Source organism: Fuscibacter oryzae, from assembly GCF_016765795.1.
GTDB classification, from domain to species: domain Bacteria; phylum Pseudomonadota; class Alphaproteobacteria; order Rhodobacterales; family Rhodobacteraceae; genus Fuscibacter; species Fuscibacter oryzae.
Map to the genome: position 1 here is coordinate 357,137 of NZ_JAESVP010000004.1, position 17,281 is coordinate 374,417.

Below are 17,281 nucleotides of genomic sequence, written 5' to 3' on the forward strand. Positions count from 1 at the left end.
TGAAAGAGACCGGACATGGCATCTGCTGCAGAGCAAATGGCGGCGAACCTGTCGTGGGGGGCGCTTGGCAAGGCGACCGACCTGCGCCAGCGCATCTTCTTCACGCTTGGCCTTCTGATCGTCTATCGCCTCGGCACCTATGTGCCGGTTCCCGGCATTGACGCCGAAGCGCTGCGCAACTTCATGGACCGTGCGGGTCAGGGGATCGGCGGGATGCTCTCGCTGTTCACCGGCGGTGCGATCAAGCGCATGGGGATTTTTGCCCTTGGCATCATGCCCTACATCTCGGCCTCGATCATCATCCAGCTTTTGTCCTCGATGATTCCCGCCTGGGAAGCGATGAAGAAAGAGGGTGAGCAGGGCCGCAAGAAGATGAACCAGTACACCCGCTACGGCACGGTGGCACTGGCGACCTTTCAGGGCTGGGGCATTGCCGCCTCGATCCAGGCGGGGGGGCTGGCACATACGCCGGGCCTGTTCTTTACCCTGTCCTGCGTGATCACGCTGGTCGGCGGGACCATGTTCCTGATGTGGCTGGGCGAACAGATCACCGCGCGCGGCATCGGCAACGGCACCTCGCTGATCATCTTTGTCGGCATCGTTGCCGAAATTCCGCGTGCGCTGGCGCAGTTCTTTAGCGCAGGTCGTGCGGGCAGCATTGCAACGCCGGTCATCATCGGTGTGCTGATCATGGTTGTCGTGGTCATTGCGGCGGTCGTCTTCATGGAGCGCGCGCTACGCAAGATCCATATCCAGTATCCCCGCCGTCAGGTGGGCATGAAGGTGTATGACGGCGGCTCTTCGCACCTGCCGATCAAGGTCAATCCGGCGGGCGTTATTCCCGCGATCTTCGCCTCGTCGCTGCTGTTGCTGCCGACCACGATCTCGACCTTTTCGGGTGCGCAGACCGGGCCGATCATGTCCACGATTCTGGCCTATTTCGGCCCCGGACAGCCGCTGTATCTGGTGTTCTTCATCTCGATGATCGTGTTCTTCGCCTATTTCTACACCTACAACGTCTCGTTCAAGACGGATGATGTGGCCGAGAACCTCAAGAACCAAAGTGGCTTTATCCCTGGCATCCGCCCCGGAAAGAAGACCGAAGAGTATCTGCACTATGTCGTCACCCGCATTCTGGTGCTGGGGTCGGCCTATCTGGCGCTGATCTGTCTGCTGCCGGAAATTCTGCGCGATACCTTCTCGGTGCCGTTCTACTTCGGCGGCACCTCGGTGCTGATCGTGGTGTCGGTGACGATGGATACGATCAACCAGATCCAGTCGCACCTTCTGGCGCATCAGTACGAAGGTCTGATTGAAAAGTCGAACCTGCGCGGCAAAAAGCGCAGTGCCCCCAAGGCCCCCGCGCGTCGCTAAGGAGAGACAATGACGAATATCATTCTTCTCGGGCCGCCCGGGGCCGGTAAAGGCACGCAGGCCAAGCGGCTGGTGGACGAACGCGCCATGGTGCAACTGTCCACCGGCGACATGCTGCGCGAGGCCAAAACCTCGGGCACCGAGATGGGCAAGCGCGTATCGGCCATAATGGACCGGGGTGAGCTGGTCACGGATGAGATCGTCATTGGCCTGATCGAGGAAAAGATCGGGCAGGGCGCGGGCGGCGGCTTCATCTTTGACGGCTTTCCGCGCACGTTGAAGCAGGCCGATGCCTTGGGCGACCTTTTGGCGAAGACCGGCCAAAAGCTGGATGCCGTGATCGAGATGCAAGTCGATGATGCGGCGCTGGTCGCCCGCATCACCGGGCGCTTTACCTGCGGCAATTGTGGTGCGGTCTATCATGATGTGACCAAGCCGCCGGCCGTCGCCGAAACTTGTGACGCCTGCGGCAGCCACGACCTGCGACGCCGGGCCGATGACAATGAGGATGCGCTCAAGACGCGCCTCATGGAATACTACAAGAAAACCTCGCCCCTGATCGGCTATTACTATGCCAAGGGGCAGCTTTCGTCGGTGGACGGGCTGGCAGAAATGGACGCTGTTGCGGCGGCCGTCTCGAAAGTTCTTGACAAGGCATGAAATCCGGGTCGGGCCGCTTGACGGCCCGCCGGAAAGCCCTTACAGCACGGCGTCCCGCTGCGGAATCGCCCGCTGTCGGGTTTCTCGTTGTTTCGCAAGAGGCGCGGGAAGATCGTTGCCCCGGTCCGCCGGGGCAGTTGTGAAAAAAGGTTCTGGCAAAACGGAACCGCAACCGAAAGGAAGCTACGCGTGGCACGTATTGCTGGCGTCAACATCCCGACCCAAAAGCGCGTCCCGATCGCGCTGACCTACATCACCGGCATCGGTTCGCATTCTGCGGCCCAGATCTGCGAAGCGCTCAAGATTGAGCCTGCGCGCCGCGTGAACCAGCTCACGGACGCCGAAGTTCTCGCGATTCGCGAATACATCGACGCCAACTTCACCGTCGAGGGCGACCTGCGCCGTGAAGTTTCGATGAACATCAAGCGTTTGATGGACCTTGGCTGCTATCGCGGCCTGCGTCACCGCAAGGGCCTGCCGGTCCGCGGCCAACGCACCCACACCAACGCTCGCACCCGCAAAGGCCCCGCAAAGGCCATTGCCGGCAAGAAGAAATAAGAGGGCGCAACCATGGCACGTGATACCAAAACCGCCCGCACCAAGAAAAAAGAACGCAAGAACATCGCCGCTGGTGTGGCGCATGTAAACTCGTCGTTCAACAACACCAAGATCCTGATCTCTGACGTGCAGGGCAACGCCATTTCGTGGTCGTCGGCCGGCACCATGGGGTTCAAGGGGTCGCGTAAATCGACCCCCTATGCCGCCCAGATGGCCGCTGAAGACGCGGGCCGCAAGGCGCAGGAACATGGCGTGAAAACGCTTGAAGTCGAAGTGCAGGGCCCCGGTTCGGGCCGTGAATCGGCGCTGCGCGCGCTGGCTGCGGTTGGCTTCAACATCACTTCGATCCGCGATGTGACGCCCCTGGCGCACAATGGCTGCCGCCCGCCAAAGCGCCGCCGCGTCTGATCGCCTTTCATAGGGTCGGGCCATGCCTTCGCATGGCCCGACTTGCTTATTTCTGAACCTCGGGCGTCTCCTGCTTTTACCGGACATGGGCAGGCGACTGGAATGGAGGGAAGTCCATGATCCACAAGAACTGGCAAGAGCTGATCAAGCCGCCGCAATTGGTCGTCAAGGCCGGGCCGGATGCGAATCGCGTCGCCACGGTTATTGCCGAACCGCTGGAACGCGGCTTTGGTCTGACGCTGGGCAACGCCCTGCGCCGGGTGCTGCTGTCCTCGTTGCAGGGCGCGGCCATCACTTCGGTGCAGATCGACAACGTCCTGCACGAGTTTTCAAGCGTTGCTGGTGTGCGTGAAGACGTGACCGACATCGTTCTGAACCTGAAGGGCGTTTCCCTGAAGATGGAAGTCGAGGGGCCCAAGCGCCTGTCGATCTCTGCCAAGGGGCCGGGCGTCGTGACGGCTGGCGACATTTCGGAAACCAACGGGATCGAGGTTCTGAACAAGGACCATGTGATCTGCCACCTTGATGATGGCGCCGACGTGTACATGGAACTGACGGTTTCGACCGGCAAGGGCTATGTCTCGGCCGACAAGAACCGCCCGGAAGATGCGCCCATCGGCCTGATTCCGATCGATGCGATCTATTCGCCGGTCAAGAAGGTCAGCTACGAAGTGCAGCCCACCCGCGAGGGTCAGGTGCTGGATTATGACAAGCTGACCATGAAGATCGAAACCGACGGCTCACTGACCCCAGATGATGCCGTGGCCTATGCCGCGCGCATTCTTCAGGACCAACTGGCGATCTTCGTCAACTTCGACGAGCCGGAAGCTGCCAAGGCTGGTGAGATCGACTCGGGTCTGGAATTCAACCCGCTTCTGCTGAAGAAGGTTGATGAGCTGGAACTGTCGGTCCGTTCGGCCAACTGCCTGAAAAACGACAACATCGTTTACATCGGCGATCTGATCCAGAAAACCGAAGCCGAAATGCTGCGCACGCCGAACTTTGGCCGCAAGTCCTTGAACGAAATCAAGGAAGTGCTGTCGGGCATGGGGCTGCACCTGGGCATGGAGGTCGAAGATTGGCCGCCGGAGAACATCGAAGATCTGGCCAAGCGCTTCGAAGACCAGTTCTAAGAACAAGGGGGGCTGCAAAGCCCCCCGCAAATGCCCGGACAGCCGGGGAAAGCATGGGCAATTCCGCCCCAACGACGTCGGGTCAACGCAATCCGGCAACACAAAGCAAAACACGCTATAGGAGATTACCATGCGTCACGCCCGCGGCTATCGCCGTCTGAACCGCACCCACGAACACCGCAAGGCCATGTTCGCCAACATGTCCGGCGCCCTGATCGAGCATGAGCAGATCAAGACCACCTTGCCAAAGGCCAAGGAACTGCGCCCGATCGTCGAAAAGCTGATCACGCTGGCCAAGCGTGGCGACCTGCACGCACGTCGTCAGGCTGATGCGCAGCTCAAGGAAGACAAGCACGTCGCGCGCCTGTTCGAAATCCTTGGCCCGCGCTACAAGGACCGTCAGGGTGGTTATATCCGTATCCTGAAGGCCGGTTTCCGCTATGGCGACATGGCACCGATGGCAATCATCGAATTTGTTGACCGTGATCCTTCGGCCAAGGGCGCTGCGGACCACGCCCGCACAGCTGCTGAAGAAGCTGCGGAAGAGTAATTCAGGCAACAGCCTGTGGAAAAGTCCGCCATGGGCGGGCTTTTTTTATTGCTTGGCAAGGTTTTGCATGGCTTTTCGAATGTAGCGCTGATGAATGTGCATGGACAACCGCGCCATGCAATTTAAAGTTGCTCTAGATTCGTAAAGGTATCCAAATCGTCATGACAGTGAAGCTTGCGCTTGATCGGGAACTGCACCAACTGACGCTTTTTGCGCCGGGGGGGTATTCCATCGGCCTGCATATCCGCTTCACATCGCCGCTGTTCATGTTTCAGACCTATGATCAGTCGTGGCAGGATCATTACACCGAGAATGGTTATGTCCTGCGCGATCCCATGGTTGCCTGGGGGTTTTCGACCACGGGAACCATCCGGTGGAGTGATCGGTCCCTGCCCGATCCGTTCAGTCTGTTCAAAGAGGCGGCGAAATACGGCCTGCTGTTTGGCGCAACCATCGCTTGCGGGCCGATCAAGTCGCGGACCATTGCGTCGTTCAGCCGGGCTGACCGGGAATTCTCTGACGAGGAAATTTCGGCGATCGAGGGGATTGTCCTGCGGATGCACGACATGACCGAGCCGCCGGAAGAACTGACCAAGGCCCAGATCGAGGCGCTGCGCTGTATTGCCGGGGGGGACCGCATTGCGGCGGCGGCTGCCAAGCTGGGCATTTCGGAAAGCGCGCTGAAGGCCAGAATCACCTCTGCCCGAATCCGGTTGATGGCGCGCACCACCGCCGAGGCCATTCAACGGGCCAAAGACTATCGTTTGATGTAAAGATGACCCCCGCGTGGAGTGACTGCCATCAACCCCGAAGGAGCCTGCCATGCTGACAACCACGCTCTCGTTCGCTAATCTGCACCAGCATGGCGAACTGTTCGCCAACATGCTGCGCGCCCGGCGAGAGCTTTTCATCGTGCATAACAAGTGGAAGCTGCCCGAGGCCTTGGGGATGGAGTACGATCAGTACGACACGCCCGCCAGTCGGTGGGTTGTTGTGCATGACGAAGACGGCAAGGTCATGGCCGGCAACCGCCTGACGCCCACGACGGCGCAGTGCGGCATCTACAGCTATATGATACGCGATGCGCAGCGGGGGTTGCTGGATACGATTCCCGATACGCTGCTTTATGACGAAGCCCCGGTTGCCGAGCATATCTGGGAAAGCTCTCGTCTGTTCGTGGCGCATGACGTGCCCGCAGTCATCCGCCGCAGGGTTCATGCGCAACTGATTTCCCAATTGGGCGATACGGTGCGTGGCCTTGGGGCGACCCATTGCCTGACGCTGTTGTCCGCCACCTGGCCACGCTGGGCGGACCGGGTTGGCGTCAAGATGAAGGCGATGGGGCCGGTGCTGGAAATTGATGGCATCGATAACCAGGTCGTGATGATGGATTTCTCCAGCACGCTTCACTAGCGCGCGCCTGCATGGCACCAATTGCGCGGGGTCGCGTCAGCGTCCCGGCAAAATCGGAGGTCACATGCGCCGCCTTTCAGCCCTTTGCCTTGTCATCTGTCTGCCCCTGATGGCCTTGGCCGAAACGGCGGTGCCGCAAAGCCTGCCACAGGTGCAACTGTCCTTCGCGCCGGTTGTGAAAGCCGCCGCGCCGGCGGTGGTGAACATCTACGCCACGCGCATTGTGCAAGACCGCAGCAGCCCGTTCTCGGGTGATCCGTTCTTCGACCAGTTCTTTCGTGACCTTGGGCCGGTAACGCCCCGGGTGCAGAATTCACTGGGCTCCGGTGTGATTGTGGGGGCGGATGGCATCGTGGTGTCGAACTATCACGTTGTCGAACAGGCCACAGATATCCGCGTTGTTTTGACCGACCGGCGCGAATACCCGGCCAAGGTGCTGTTGGCCGACCAAAGCGTTGATCTGGCGGTGCTGCAATTGCAGGGGGCGACAGGGCTGCCCGCGCTGCCCTTGCAGGATTCCGATGCGTTGCAAGTGGGTGATCTTGTCCTGGCCATCGGCAATCCGTTCGGAGTGGGGCAGACGGTCTCCTCCGGCATCGTTTCGGGGCTGGCGCGCTCTACCCTGTCGGTGGGCGACGGGCGGGGATATTTCATCCAGACCGACGCGCCGATCAATCCCGGCAATTCCGGCGGGGCGCTGGTGGATATGAACGGCGCGCTGATCGGGATTAACACGGCGATTCTGACCAAGGGCGGCGGGTCGAATGGCATCGGCTTTGCCATTCCGTCCAATCTGGTCTCGGTGGTGCTGAAGCAGGCACGCGATGGTGCGACCCGGTTCCAGAAGCCCTGGGCAGGTGTGTCCGGGCAAGAGGTTGATGCTGCGATGGCCGAGGCTATGGACATGCCGTTGCCGCATGGGGTTGTGCTGACCACACTGCACTCCCTTAGCCCGTTCACGGCGGCGGGGATGAAGCCCGGCGATGTCGTGATCCGGCTGGGTGCTTTTGACACGAACACCCCGCAAGAGATGATGTTCCGCCTGAATACCCTTGGTGTAGGGGCCACGATCCCGGTCAGCTTTCTGCGGGGCGGGCAAGAGACAACGACGACGCTGACCCTTGCACCGCCGCCCGACGATCCACCCCGACAAGAGACGGCGATCACGCAGGATGTTGCGCTGCGTGGGGCCACGCTGTTGCGCATCAACCCCGCCGTTATCGCCGAATATGACCTACCTGCCGATGCAAAGGGTGTGCTGGTAGCCAAGGCCGAGGACATAGCCGCCAGTGTCGGCCTTGCGCCCGGCGATCTTGTGCAGGCGATCAACGGCGTTGCGGTTCAAACCCCCGGCGAGGCGCTGGCGGTTTTGAACCAGGGGGGCCGCCGCTGGGTTTTGGACATTCAGCGGCAAGGCCAGATGTTGCGCCTGCGTTTCCGCCTCTAGCGGTCGGCACGCGCTGCGCTTACCTTGGGCACATGGCCGACCTGTTTGACAGCCCGCACACCCCCAACACCCATCAGGCCCCGCGCCCGCTGGCAGATCGGTTGCGGCCCAAAACGCTGGCCGAGGTGATCGGGCAGGGCCATGTGCTGGGGGCAGAGGGGCCGTTGGGTGCGATGCTGGCTGCTCGCAGTCTTTCGTCGCTGATCCTTTGGGGGCCGCCGGGGGTGGGCAAGACCACAATCGCCCGTCTGCTGGCCGCCGAAACCGATCTGGCCTTTGTGCAGATCAGCGCGATTTTCACCGGCGTGCCCGATCTGAAAAAGGTGTTCGAACAGGCCAGGATCCGTCGGCAGAATGGGCAGGGCACGCTTTTGTTCGTGGATGAGATCCACCGCTTCAACAAGGCCCAGCAGGACGGTTTTCTGCCCCATATGGAGGATGGCACCATCCTTCTGGTCGGGGCCACCACCGAAAATCCCAGTTTTGAGTTGAACGCCGCTCTTCTGTCCCGCGCTCAGGTCATCGTGCTGGAACGCCTATCGCCCGCCGATCTGGAGCGGATGACCCAGCGCGCCGAAAAGGAACTGGGTCGCGCCCTGCCTTTGTCCGGCGAGGCGCGCGAGGCGATGGTCGATATGGCCGATGGCGACGGGCGCGCGCTTTTGAACCTGATTGAACAGGTCGCGGCGTGGAAGCTGGACAAGCCGCTGACCCGCGATCAGCTTGCCCAGCGTCTGATGCGCCGCGCCGCGCGCTACGACAAATCGGGCGAGGAACATTACAACCTGATCAGCGCCTTGCACAAATCAGTGCGCGGCAGCGACCCGGATGCCGCGCTTTACTGGTTTTCCCGCATGCTGGAAGGCGGCGAAGACCCCCGCTTTCTGGCCCGCCGCATCACCCGTATGGCGGTGGAAGATATCGGTCTGGCCGATCCGCAGGCCCAAGGCATCTGTCTGGATGCCTGGAACACCTATGAACGGCTGGGCAGCCCCGAAGGGGAACTGGCGCTGGCCAATGCGGTGGCTTATCTGGCGCTGGCCCCGAAATCCAACGCGATTTACACCGCCTACAAGGCGGCGCGGGCAGCGGCCCGCGAAACCGGCAGCCTGATGCCGCCCAAGCATATCCTGAACGCGCCGACCCGGCTGATGAAGGACATCGGTTATGGCTCGGGCTATGCCTATGACCACGACGCCGAAGACGGCTTTTCGGGGCAAGACTATTTCCCCGAGGGCATGAAGCGCCCGGTGTTCTACAGCCCGCTTGAACGCGGGTTTGAACGAGAGCTGAAAAAGCGGGTCGATTACTTTGCCAAACTGCGCATCAAGCGGCACAGCAGCTAGCTGCGCTTGACTTTCCGGCCCCCTTGCGGACAAGGAAACCCGATGTTTTCCACGCTTGCCCAAGTTGCCCTCGGCGGAGCCATCGGTTCGGTTCTGCGCTTCCTGTCCGTTCAGGCGGTCGGGGCGCCCGTTGCCACGCTGGTGGTGAATGTGGTGGGCAGCTTTGCCATGGGTGTGCTGTTTGTGGCCCTGTCGGCCCGGATGCAATTCGCGCCTCTGCTGATGGCGGGGGTTCTGGGCGGGTTCACCACCTTTTCCGCTTTCTCGCTGGATGCGCTGAAGCTGTGGAGCACGGGGCAGGCCGCTCAGGCCGCCCTCTATGTCGCGGCCTCGGTCGCCCTGTCTCTTGCCGCCGTCGCCCTTGGCGCGGCCCTCGCCAAAGGAGCCCTCGGATGAGCGGCGTGAAAACCCTGACCGTTTCGGAAGATGACGGCGAGCAGCGGCTGGACAAATGGTTCAAGCGCCGCTTTCCCCATGTGACCCAAGGGGCGGTGGAAAAGATGTGCCGCACCGGTCAGGTGCGGGTCGATGGTGGGCGGGCCAAGGCCTCTGACCGGGTGGCCCCCGGCATGACGATTCGCATTCCGCCGCTGCCCGATGCCGAGGCGCCCGCGCGCCCGCGCGATGGCGGTATCAGTGCGGCCGATACCAAGATGATCCAGAACGCGGTCATCTTCAAAGATGAGCATATCATCATCCTGAACAAACCTGCGGGTCTGCCCTCGCAGGGCGGATCGGGGCAGGGAGAGCGGCATGTCGATGGTTTGGCCGAGGCGCTGAAGTTCGGCTACAAGGACAAGCCCAAGCTGGTGCATCGGCTGGACAAGGACACCTCTGGCGTTCTGATGCTGGCGCGCACCGACCGCGTGGCGCGGGCATTGAGCGAGGCGTTGCGGCATCGCGAGGCGCGCAAGATCTATTGGGCCGTGGTCGCCGGTGTGCCGCATCCGCGCAAAGGGTCGATCAAATACTATCTGATGAAGGCACCGGGTCATGGCCGGGGCGGCGAAGGCGAAAAGATGGTCTGCATCCATCCCGCCAAAGCCGCCGAACACCCTGATGCCAAGCGCGCCCATACCGATTACTTCACCCTGTGGTTCCTTGGCACCCGCCTGTCGTGGATGGCGCTGGAGCCGGTAACAGGCCGCACCCACCAGTTGCGCGCCCATATGGCCGAGATGGGTCACCCCATTCTGGGCGATGGCAAATACGGCGGCTCTGGGTCCGAGAACATGGGCGATGGCTGGGGCGCAACGATTGGGGGCGAGATTTCAAGGAAACTGCACCTGCACGCGCGCAGCCTGACCATCCAGCACCCGATCACCAAGGCGGTGATGACCTTCACCGCCCCCTTGCCCGACCACATGGCCCGCACCTGGGCCGCGCTGGACTGGAAGGAAGATGACGTGCCCGCCGACCCGTTCGAGGTGTTCAAGTGAGCGCATGGAAGCCGAAACGCTTCTGGAAAGACGCGGTGGCCGAGGCTTGTGACGGCGGGTTCACCGTCCGGCTTGATGGCAAGCCGGTCAAGACCCCGGCCAAGGCGGCCTTTGTTCTGCCCAGCATGGCCATGGCGCGTGCTGCTGCCGCCGAATGGGCTGCGCAGGACGACGTGGTCCGACCCGAAACCATGCCTGTGACACGCGCCGCCAATTCCGCCATCGACAAACTGGGCCACCAGTTTGCCGAGGTGGTGGACCTGCTGGCCGAATATGGCGGCAGCGACCTGTTGTGCTATCGCGCCACAGGGCCACAAGCGCTGATTGACCGGCAGGCCGCTGCGTGGGACCCGCTGCTGGCTTGGGCGCGCTCAGACCTTGGGGTAGAGTTGCGCGTCACCTCTGGCGTCATGCACGTTGCCCAACCACCCGAAGCCCTGGCCCGCCTGCGCGCCGAACTGGCCGCAGCGACGCCTTTTGAACTGGCGGCGCTGCACGACATGATCGCAATCACCGGATCGCTGATTCTCGGACTGGCCGTCGCGCGTGGCCATCTGTCGGCTGCTGAAGCTTTCAGCAAAAGCCGAATCGATGAGCATTGGCAGATTGAACTTTGGGGTGAAGACGAAGACGCGGCCAAGATCGAGGCCGCAAAAGCCGCCGCTTTGGAAGAGGCCGCGCGCTTTCACGCCCTTTGCTGCTAACATTCTTTCGCCAGATTGATCTCCAACATTCTTTCCAAACCAAAGCCCTGCTTTGAAAGGGAAGAAAACTTGTGTGGGTCACAATCTCGCGGTTTTGCTTGACCTTTCCAAAGACGATGGCCGATGATGCCCGACACTGGCGGAGCTTTCCGCCTATCGAACTGTCACCTGCACAGGGAAGCAGGGATATAACCGCCACCCCTCGAAGGGTGGCCCACAGGAAGAGGTAAGTATGAGAAAATCCGTATTCCTCGGCACCGTCGCCGCTGCAACGCTGTTTGCTGGCTTGGCTTCGGCCGGAACGCTGGACGATGTGAAGGCCCGCGGTCAACTGCTCTGCGGCTCGAACACCGGCCTGACGGGTTTTGGTTCGCCCGACGCAAGCGGCAACTGGACCGGCCTTGATGTTGACGTCTGCCGTGCCGTTGCGGCTGCTGTTTTCGGCGATTCCACCAAGGTGAAATTTGTGCCGCTGACTGGCGAGACCCGCTTTACTGCATTGCAGTCGGGCGAAGTTGACGTGCTGGTCCGCAACTCGACCTGGACCTATTCGCGCGACACCGACCTGAAGCTCGATTTCGTCGCGGTGAACTACTACGACGGCCAGGGCTTCATGGTGAAGAAAGATCTGGGTGTGTCCTCTGCCAAAGAGCTTGATGGCGCAACGGTCTGCATCCAGTCCGGCACCACGACCGAGCTGAACCTGGCGGACTTCTTCAAGACCAACAAAATCAGCTACACCCCCGTCAACGTGGCCGATGACGCCGAAGCCCTGCGCCAGTTCGAAGCTGGTGCTTGCGACGCCTATACCACCGACGCCTCGGGCCTTGCCGCCAGCCGCGCCGGTCTCAGCAGCCCGCAAGATTACGTTATCCTGCCGGAAATCATCTCGAAAGAGCCGCTCGGGCCGGCAGTGCGCCATGGCGACAGCGCTTGGGGCGATGTTATCCGCTGGAGCTATTTCACCATGCTGATTGCCGAAGAAAAGGGGATCACCAAGGCGAACGTGGACGAGATCGTCAAGGCCGCGACCGACGACACCAACTATGACCCCGAAGTGCGCCGCCTGTTGGGCGTTGATGGCGACATGGGCAAGCTGATGGGGGTGGACGCCAAGTTCGCCTATAACATCATCAAGCAAGTCGGCAACTACGGCGAAAGCTTCGAGGCCAACGTCGGCACCAACACCCCGATTGGTCTGGCCCGTGGCCTGAACGCGCTGTGGACCCAAGGCGGTCTGCAATACGCGCCGCCGCTGCGCTGATCGCACAGACTTTCGGGCGCGGGGACAATCCTCGCGCCCGGTTTTTTCAAAAGCTGGCGCAGGGATATGTCCCGCCACAATACCGCATCAGACGGTTGGCTGCCAGCATAGGGGGATAAATGTCGTTCGCAGACCCTGCGCCGAAAGCTGGCTTTCGGCTGTCTCAACTTATCTATGACACCCGATATCGCAGCTACACGATTCAGGTCGTTGTCTTGCTGCTGCTTGTCGCGGTTTTGGTCTGGCTGGTGAATAACACCGTTGCCAACCTTGCCGTGCGTGGCAAAGACATCAACTTTGATTTCCTGTGGGGCCGGGCCGGATATGATATCGGCCAGACCCTGATCCCCTATACCAACGACAGCACGCATGGCCGTGCGCTGGTGATCGGGCTTTTGAACACCCTGCTGGTTGCGGTGCTGGCCTCGTTCTTTGCCACCATCCTCGGTGTTATCGTCGGGGTTCTGCGGCTGTCCAACAACTGGCTGGTCGCGCGGCTGATGACGGTCTACGTCGAGGTTTTCCGCAACATCCCGCTGCTGTTGTGGATCATTCTGGTCTTCGTGATCCTGGGCGAAACGCGTCCCGGCCCCAAGGACTTCAAGGTTACACAGGAAATGCTGGATGCGGGCCAACAGCCCGCGGCCTCGATGTGGTTCTGGGATTCGGTGGCGGTGACCAATCGGGGCACCAACATTCCCCGTCCGCTGCTTGAACACGGAATTGGCAGCTTTGACATTCTGGGCCTGCCGATCAACCTGTCGGTGATCGCAACAATCCTGGTGCTTTTCGGATCAATCTGGGTGAACCGGATTCTTCTGCGCAAGGCCAGCGCAATGCAAGAGGCGACCGGAATCCGTCCGACAACCTGGTGGAAGTCGCTGCTGATCATTGTGGTGCCCACGCTGGCCCTGCTGCTGGCAATGGGCTTGCATTTTGAATACCCCGAGTTGAAGGGCTTCAACTTTCAGGGCGGCCTGCTGGTGTTCCACAGCCTTACTGCCCTTCTGGTCGCGCTGACGCTTTATTCCGCCACCTATATCGCCGAGGCGGTCCGCTCTGGCATTCAGGCAATCTCGCGTGGGCAGTCAGAGGCCGCGCATGCCCTTGGCCTGCGCCCGGGACGCACCATGAGCCTTGTGATCATGCCGCAAGCCCTGCGGGTGATTATCCCGCCGCTGATCAGCCAGTATCTGAACATCACCAAGAACACGACGCTGGGTATGGCGATTTCCTACATGGACCTCAAAGGCACGCTGGGGGGGATCACCCTGAACCAGACCGGCCGAGAGCTGGAGTGTATGTTGCTGATGATGCTGATTTATCTGGCACTCAGCCTGCTGATCTCGGCGCTGATGAATATCTATAACAATGCCGTCCGGCTGAAGGAGCGTTAATATGGCATCGCCCCTTTTTGTGCGCAACGACATGCTGCCCCCGCTTCCACCCCCGGCAGGAGAGCGCGGGGTGGTGAAATGGCTGCGAGAGAACCTGTTCTCGTCAGTTCTGAATTCGGTCCTTACTCTGCTGGCCTGCCTGGCCGTGCTGTGGCTTGCCAGCTTCATCCTGCCTTGGCTGGCGCACAGTGTCTGGAACGCCAGTTCGCTGGCTGAATGCCGGGAGAAGATCGCCGCCAGCTTTGGCCCCGAGGCTGCTGGTCCCTGCTGGGCCGTGATCCGGCTGCGCTGGAATCAGTTCCTGTTCGGCCTTTATCCGCAGGCTGAATACTGGCGCCCGACCACGGCGGCGGCACTGATGATGGTTTCACTTTCACCGGTGCTTTATTATGGGCTGCGGCGCCCGGCCCTGAATATCACTGTCACGATGACGGTGCTTCTGGTGCTGGCGTTGATCGGTCTGGGCACCGATTGGGGGCATATCGTCCTCTCGGTCGCGATCATGCTGGCACTGATGGCGGTGGCGGCGACTGCGCCCAAGCGGTTGCTGTGGCTGACCCTGTTGTTCCCGTTCATCGCCTTCTTTCTGATCTGGGGCGGGCCGATCTGGACAGCGGTTGGCACTTTGGCGGGCTTTGTCATCTTTGCCCTCGTCTGGCAGTTTGTACAAAAGCCGCTTGGCGTTGTTGTCGGTGCTGGCGTCGGACTTGTTGTTGCTGCGATCTGGTGGACCAGCCTGCAAAGCAGCGTGACTGGTGTTTTGGCCGCAGCACTGCCTTGGGGGCTGCCCTATGTCGTCTCTGATAACATCGGTGGCTTCCTGCTGGCCTTTGTCATCGGCATCACCGCGATTTCAGCGTCCCTGCCAATCGGCGTTCTGCTGGCCCTTGGTCGCCGGTCGGACATGCCGCTGATCCATTCTCTCTCGGTCGGCTTTATCGAGTTCTTCCGGGGCGTGCCACTGATCACCGTTCTGTTCGCGGCCAACTTCCTGCTGCTGTATTTCTTGCCGCCGCGCACCAACTTTGACCTGATCTTGCGGGTTATCATCGTGGTGATCATCTTCGCCTCGGCCTATATCGCCGAGGTGATCCGGGGTGGCCTTGCCGCTCTGCCGCGGGGGCAATACGAGGCGGCGGATGCCCTTGGGCTGGATTATTGGCAGGCGCAGCGGCTGATCATCATGCCGCAGGCGCTGAAAATCTCGATCCCCGGCATCGTGTCCAGCTTTATCGGTCTGTTCAAGGACACCACGCTGGTGGCCCTCGTCGGCCTGATGGACCCGCTGCAAGGAGTCACCAAGATCGTGCGGTCCGACAATGCCTGGAAGGGTCTTTACTGGGAGCCTTACATCTTTGTTGGCGGCATCTTCTTCCTCGTGTGTTTCAGCATGTCGCGCTATTCGATGTATCTCGAGCGCAAGCTGAAAACCGACCATCGTTAAGGAGCCCTGAATATGGCTGAAGCATCCAAGAAAATGGTGGTCTCGGACGAAGTTGCGATCCAGATCACCGCAATGAACAAATGGTACGGTCAGTTCCACGTTCTGCGCGACATCAACATGACCGTGCAGCGTGGCGAACGCATCGTGATCTGCGGGCCGTCAGGGTCGGGCAAGTCCACCCTGATCCGCTGTATCAACCGGCTGGAAGAACACCAGTCCGGCCAGATCATCGTTGATGGCACCGAACTGACCAATGACATCAAGAACATCGACAAGGTGCGGTCAGAGGTTGGGATGGTGTTTCAGCACTTCAACCTGTTCCCGCATCTGACAATTCTGGAAAACTGCACTCTGGCGCCGATCTGGGTCCGCAAGGTTCCCAGGAAAGAGGCGGAAGAGACCGCGATGCACTATCTGACCAAGGTCAAGATCCCGGATCAGGCGCATAAATACCCCGGCCAGTTGTCGGGCGGGCAACAGCAGCGCGTGGCCATCGCCCGCAGCCTGTGCATGAAGCCGCGCATCATGCTGTTTGACGAACCCACCAGCGCCCTTGATCCCGAAATGATCAAAGAGGTGCTGGATACCATGATCCAGCTTGCCGAAGAGGGCATGACCATGCTGTGCGTTACCCACGAAATGGGCTTTGCCCAAGCCGTGGCGAACCGCGTGATCTTCATGGACAAGGGCCAGATCGTCGAACAGAACGAGCCGCGAGAGTTCTTCAACAACCCGCAGAGCGAGCGGACCAAGCTGTTCCTGTCCCAGATTCTGGGTCACTAAAGTAAAGGTGCGTGTAAAGCACGCACCCTACCCCCTTAACAGGCTGACACCTGACAGATGGGGTAGGGTGCGTGATTCCACGCACCGCTATTGTTACATTGCGATTTCACGCGGGATGACAAAGTCATCCACCACACCGGTGCCCCAGACCAGTTGATCCCAGCTTTCTATCGCGAAATCGGCCACCAGCGTGGCCCCCGTCGGATAGCGCCCGAAATCGGCATTCTGCGGCGCGCGCGCCACCAGTTTCGTGGCAAATTCCGCAATGCCCGGGTTATGGCCGATCATCATCACGACGTCGGCCTTTGCATGGCGCAGGACGGCCAGCATCACATCTGGCCCGGCATGGTAAAGCGCGGGTTTCAACTCCAGCACGGGGGTGCCAGGCAGGGCGGGAGCGATCCCGCTCCAAGTCTTGCGGGTGCGCAGCGCATCCGAGCAAAGAACTTCGCCGGGCACATAGCCTCGGCTACTCAGCCATTGGCCCAGATCGGCCGCGGCGGCCTTGCCGCGTTCGTTCAAGGGGCGGTCGTGGTCGGGTGTCAGCGGGTCATCCCAGCTGGATTTCGCGTGCCGCGTCAGGATCAGCCGTTTCAAGATTTCCTCCCGCTATCAGGCGGTTCGACCCGCCTTATGGAATCGGCTCATGTGATAGGCCGATTGTTGGGCAAGTCTTGCATAGCCTGCCGACACCGGGCAAGCGCGGCGCACAAGGCAACCCGTATTCAGGCAATCCCCCCCCGCGTCCCCATCCAGAAATGCGTGGCAGGCTGGAACATCATAGCCCGCCGCGCCAAGCGCCCCGGCAGGGCAAACGTTCAGGCAGGGTTTTGAACACCCCTCACATGGCCGGTCAGCGGCAGGCGGCACCTCAATCACCTGTTTGAATGCCAGCGCCCCGCGAAAGCTGACCATCATGCCTTGGCTGGCATGAACCAGCAGGCGCACCGGGCTGTCCCATACCCGCCCCGTGCGCAGCGCCCATTGATAGAACGGCTGATAGGGCGGCCCGCCAAAGGGAAACAGCGCCTTCGCGCCCAGATCACAGGCCATCCGCCCGATCACCCGCCGTGACCAGCGGTCCACCGGGTCCGCCCCTCCGTCCCATTCGGGTTGGGCCGTCAGATGGGCCCAGAACCCCGGCTCTGCCGGACCCAGCATCAACAGGCTGCGGGTGCCAGCGGGAAGGGTCGTATCTCCCTCGCAAACAAAGCCGCCCAGAATCTCCAGCCGCTCTGCTGCCAGTCGCGCCGCAAGGTCGTTCAGCACATCCGCCCCCATTTGCACCTTTCAAAATACTCCCGCCGGAGGCATCCGCCCGCAACACCAAACCGGACATCAAAAAGCCGGGAGCGACGCCC

At 61.0% G+C, this 17,281-nt stretch carries 19 protein-coding genes; 17 read left to right on the top strand and 2 right to left on the bottom strand.

Features of this window, described 5'->3' with window-relative positions:
• Positions 1-15 precede the first annotated feature (15 nt).
• The 17 genes from secY (at position 16) to JI744_RS10055 (ending at position 15,920) form a co-directional block, all read left to right on the top strand.
• A complete protein-coding gene (gene secY / locus JI744_RS09975) occupies positions 16-1,374 on the top strand; it encodes a preprotein translocase subunit SecY (protein WP_202660213.1) in 1,359 nt (452 codons plus the stop codon).
• 9 nt (positions 1,375-1,383) lie between these two features.
• Positions 1,384-2,034: an adenylate kinase gene (locus JI744_RS09980; RefSeq protein ID WP_202660215.1), complete on the top strand. Its 651-nt coding sequence runs from the start codon at positions 1,384-1,386 to the stop codon at positions 2,032-2,034.
• 189 nt (positions 2,035-2,223) lie between these two features.
• Positions 2,224-2,592, top strand: coding sequence for a 30S ribosomal protein S13 (gene rpsM / locus JI744_RS09985; RefSeq protein WP_202660217.1), 369 nt, complete (start codon positions 2,224-2,226; stop codon positions 2,590-2,592).
• A gap of 12 nt (positions 2,593-2,604) precedes the next feature.
• Entirely contained in the window at positions 2,605-3,000 is a 396-nt protein-coding gene (gene rpsK / locus JI744_RS09990; protein WP_202660227.1) for a 30S ribosomal protein S11, read from the top strand.
• 116 nt (positions 3,001-3,116) lie between these two features.
• Complete coding sequence (locus JI744_RS09995; protein WP_202660229.1) at positions 3,117-4,133, top strand: DNA-directed RNA polymerase subunit alpha; 1,017 nt, start codon at positions 3,117-3,119, stop codon at positions 4,131-4,133.
• A gap of 130 nt (positions 4,134-4,263) precedes the next feature.
• Entirely contained in the window at positions 4,264-4,683 is a 420-nt protein-coding gene (gene rplQ, locus JI744_RS10000) for a 50S ribosomal protein L17 (protein ID WP_202660231.1), read from the top strand.
• A 161-nt stretch (positions 4,684-4,844) separates the two neighbouring features.
• Positions 4,845-5,456, top strand: a complete 612-nt coding sequence (locus JI744_RS10005) for an autoinducer binding domain-containing protein (protein WP_202660233.1) — start codon at positions 4,845-4,847, stop codon at positions 5,454-5,456.
• A 49-nt stretch (positions 5,457-5,505) separates the two neighbouring features.
• On the top strand, positions 5,506-6,096 hold the full coding sequence (locus JI744_RS10010; RefSeq protein WP_202660235.1) for an acyl-homoserine-lactone synthase: 591 nt from the start codon (positions 5,506-5,508) through the stop codon (positions 6,094-6,096).
• Between the two features lie 64 nt (positions 6,097-6,160).
• A complete protein-coding gene (locus tag JI744_RS10015) occupies positions 6,161-7,543 on the top strand; it encodes a trypsin-like peptidase domain-containing protein (RefSeq protein WP_202660237.1) in 1,383 nt (460 codons plus the stop codon).
• 32 nt (positions 7,544-7,575) lie between these two features.
• A complete protein-coding gene (locus tag JI744_RS10020; protein ID WP_202660239.1) occupies positions 7,576-8,889 on the top strand; it encodes a replication-associated recombination protein A in 1,314 nt (437 codons plus the stop codon).
• A gap of 42 nt (positions 8,890-8,931) precedes the next feature.
• Positions 8,932-9,285 (top strand): fluoride efflux transporter FluC, encoded by a 354-nt coding sequence (locus tag JI744_RS10025; RefSeq protein ID WP_202660241.1) that lies wholly within the window; start codon positions 8,932-8,934, stop codon positions 9,283-9,285.
• A complete protein-coding gene (locus tag JI744_RS10030) occupies positions 9,282-10,328 on the top strand; it encodes an RluA family pseudouridine synthase (protein ID WP_202660243.1) in 1,047 nt (348 codons plus the stop codon). Before JI744_RS10025 ends, JI744_RS10030 begins: the two co-directional genes overlap by 4 nt.
• Entirely contained in the window at positions 10,325-11,032 is a 708-nt protein-coding gene (locus tag JI744_RS10035) for an ATP12 family chaperone protein (RefSeq protein ID WP_202660245.1), read from the top strand. The genes JI744_RS10030 and JI744_RS10035 overlap by 4 nt, the downstream gene beginning before the upstream one ends.
• Positions 11,033-11,264: 232 nt before the next feature.
• Positions 11,265-12,296, top strand: a complete 1,032-nt coding sequence (locus JI744_RS10040; protein WP_202660247.1) for an amino acid ABC transporter substrate-binding protein — start codon at positions 11,265-11,267, stop codon at positions 12,294-12,296.
• Between the two features lie 119 nt (positions 12,297-12,415).
• Positions 12,416-13,693 carry an amino acid ABC transporter permease gene (locus JI744_RS10045; protein ID WP_202660249.1) on the top strand — a complete coding sequence of 426 codons (1,278 nt, stop codon included), beginning with the start codon at positions 12,416-12,418 and terminating at the stop codon, positions 13,691-13,693.
• Between the two features lies 1 nt (position 13,694).
• Complete coding sequence (locus tag JI744_RS10050) at positions 13,695-15,137, top strand: amino acid ABC transporter permease (protein WP_202660251.1); 1,443 nt, start codon at positions 13,695-13,697, stop codon at positions 15,135-15,137.
• Between the two features lie 12 nt (positions 15,138-15,149).
• Complete coding sequence (locus tag JI744_RS10055) at positions 15,150-15,920, top strand: amino acid ABC transporter ATP-binding protein (protein WP_202660253.1); 771 nt, start codon at positions 15,150-15,152, stop codon at positions 15,918-15,920.
• 93 nt (positions 15,921-16,013) lie between these two features.
• Here JI744_RS10055 and JI744_RS10060 read toward each other — a convergent pair whose 3' ends face one another.
• Both JI744_RS10060 and JI744_RS10065 read right to left on the bottom strand, forming a co-directional pair.
• On the bottom strand, positions 16,014-16,520 hold the full coding sequence (locus JI744_RS10060) for a SixA phosphatase family protein (protein ID WP_202660475.1): 507 nt from the start codon (positions 16,518-16,520) through the stop codon (positions 16,014-16,016).
• A 12-nt stretch (positions 16,521-16,532) separates the two neighbouring features.
• Complete coding sequence (locus tag JI744_RS10065) at positions 16,533-17,189, bottom strand: ferredoxin (protein WP_202660255.1); 657 nt, start codon at positions 17,187-17,189, stop codon at positions 16,533-16,535.
• Positions 17,190-17,281: the final 92 nt, after the last annotated feature.